The organism is Bartonella jaculi (assembly GCF_039543045.1).
GTDB lineage: Bacteria > Pseudomonadota > Alphaproteobacteria > Rhizobiales > Rhizobiaceae > Bartonella > Bartonella jaculi.
On record NZ_BAABIZ010000074.1, the window covers coordinates 1 to 2,822 of the forward strand.

Below are 2,822 nucleotides of genomic sequence, written 5' to 3' on the forward strand. Positions count from 1 at the left end.
CATGGGATTTGGCAAACTTTCCGTGGTGTTCGGTTAAAAAACATGAACGCGATATTCTCATGGCAGAGTGGTTTCGTAGTCGCACGCTTTATCTCGTATTAAGAGACAGCCAAAATGCCGTGATTGGGTATCGCAGATGCTCTGCTGTAGCGCCTGTCGAACAAGCTTTAGAGGGTGTTTACAGCCATTGTGGCAACAAATTTAACCCTTCTCCAACAGGGACAATGTTGTTTCTTGCAGCGCGCACAGATTTTAAGGATGTTGACGGCAAACAAGCCGCCTCTGTTTCCCTCCTCGTTCATGGCTCTCTCGTAGAACAAACACCCCTTGGCAAGCTTTGGTGTGACGCCAATGAACTGCGTGGGGGTGTGGAGATACTCAAAACACCCGTTAACATTCCTTTGCGTGCCGATGTTCGCGAACAATTCAAGATTTTATTGAGGTTTTAACATGAAGCATGAAAGTGGTTTACCCTTTGCAATTGATCGCTCTGTTGGCAAAGAGGAACAACAAAGCGTTGTGTTTTATGGACAGCGCCCTTTTCTTCAAGCTAGGGAACTGAATGAAGTTCAAACAATCATAAGGGGAAGGCATAACCGTTTGGGGCGCCTTGTGGCACAAGAAGGCGACCGTGTTGAACGGGCTGACGCCTTTGTCAACAAAGACACGAGGACCGTCACATTAACAGAGGGTAAGATCTATATTGCCGGTGATATCTTTCCGGTTTCAGAAGCTGTTCTCAGCAATGTTTCCATGGTTGGGCGCTTGGAAATTGGTGTGAAGCTACAAAAAAAGTGGATTACCCATGAGGATGATCCAGAGCTCTTGGGGCAAGTTGCCGGCACCTTGGCAGAAGGAGAGCCTGGTGCCGCACGCGAAACAGCACAGCTTGTTTGGGCACTCAAAGAAGATGCGCAGCAAGGCACTTTCTTTCCCGTTTATATCTTGCAAGATGGCGTTTTGATTGATCAAAAATCCCCCTCATTGCTTGAACCCGCCATGCAAGCTATTGCTACTTATGACCGCGCCCATGGGCATTATATCGTGGGTGGCTGCCGTGTAAGCGCTTTAGGAGCCAATAACGGTTGCCAAGTGTTTAGCATTCAAGAAGGGGAAGCTAATATTAATGGCTTTAAACGCAAACGCCTTGCTGCTTTGCGCCATGAAGAACACGAGGATTTTGCTCAAGGTTTGGTGCCTAGCGAAACGCATATTTTTGCACCCCCAAAAGGCAAGACAAGTTTTACCTTTAAACCCTATTATTTTCCTATTGCCGATATTCAATCTCTTTTGCTGACAAAAGAAAAAACCGTTAACGTCACCCGCGGTGCAGTTGCTGCTGGGCGTGATGGTGTTCCCGATAAGAGCATCACCGCGTTTATCAAAGTCGTTCAAGGAAGCAAGGAATTTAAAGAAGGCACAGATTTTAAAAAAACCGGAGACACCATTGATTGGGCGCCGGTGGGAGATGAACCTTTGCCGGGGAGCACCTATAAAGTAACTTATCGCACCCGTGCAAAAATCACCGCTGATAAAGTAACAGCAAAGGAAATCACCGTCTCAGGTGGGGCGCAAGGTGGGGATATTATCGTCAGTTATACTTACAAATTGCCCCGCATTGACCGCATAGGGCTCAATACGCAAGGCAATGTGGTTTATATCAAAGGCGTTTCCTCAGACCAACCCATGGCACCCAGTGTTCCTGATGATGTGCTCTCTCTTGCAACCATTAACAACAATTGGCTTGATACGCCGCTTGTGGTCAATGATGGCACACGGGTTGCCCCCTATGATGAGATGTGGCGCTATTTTCAACGCGTTCTCTCCCTTGACCGGCTGATGCAGTTAGAGCGCATTAAAAGCAATGTTGACTCTAAAGAACCGGTTGCCAAAAAAGGCATGTTCGCCGACCCTTTTCTTGATGATAGTTATCGAGATGAAGGCTTTCAACAAACCGGCGCAGTTGGCAATGGCATTTTGCAGCTTGCCATTGACCCAACATTCTATACTGCTCCTTTAAAAGCGCCTGTTACGCTTGACTGGACAAATGAAGTGATCATTGCGCAAGAGTTGACAACCGCTTGCGAAAAAATCAATCCTTATCAAAATTTTGCACCCCTGCCTGGTACAGTCACTCTCACACCCGCAACAGACTTTTGGCACGAACAGCGTACTGATTGGCTCTCTGGTGTCACCAATCAACTCAATATGGGTTGGAACCGTGGCAGAAGCATACGTAGAACAGAAGTAAACGATAATCTCATCAACACACACCAAGAACAAATCGATTTTTTAAGACAAATTCCGTTGAACTTTAAGATTGAAGGCTTTGGCAGTGGTGAAATCTTGGAAAGCCTTAGCTTTGATGGTGTCAATGTCTTACCAACAAGCCGTCTTGTTGCCAATAGCAAAGGCACCCTTGAAGGGAGTTTCAAGATTCCTCCAAACATTCCCGCTGGTACAAAAAATATTGTGGCACGAGGAAAAGGTGGAACAACCGCAACAGGGCTTTTTACCGGACAAGGTGTGATTGATGTGAAAGTGATGCGGCGCACCACAACGGTGAAGATATGGACGCAAGTGGATCCACAAGCGCAGGTCTTTACCCCTGATGAAACACGGCAAATCACCGGTATTGACTTTCATCTTTGCAAAATCGGCAATCAAAACCATGATCTGGTGATTGATTTGGTGAGCACAGAAAACGGCTATCCGACCACCGATATTCAAGCACAAAGCTTTTATTCTATGAAGGGCGCAAAGGGAGGTTGGGCAGAGGCACGCTATGATGTACCACTGCTTGTGCCCGATGACCGTCTCAC

Annotated in this window: 1 protein-coding gene and 1 pseudogene; both read left to right on the top strand. The window is 46.9% G+C overall.

What is annotated here, in order from left to right; translation table 11 throughout:
• Positions 1–449: pseudogene (locus ABD915_RS09205) on the top strand (phage tail protein); the annotation flags it as partial.
• 1 nt (position 450) lies between these two features.
• On the top strand, positions 451–2,822 hold a 2,372-nt coding region (locus ABD915_RS09210), incomplete at its 3' end, for a DUF4815 domain-containing protein (RefSeq protein WP_345117596.1).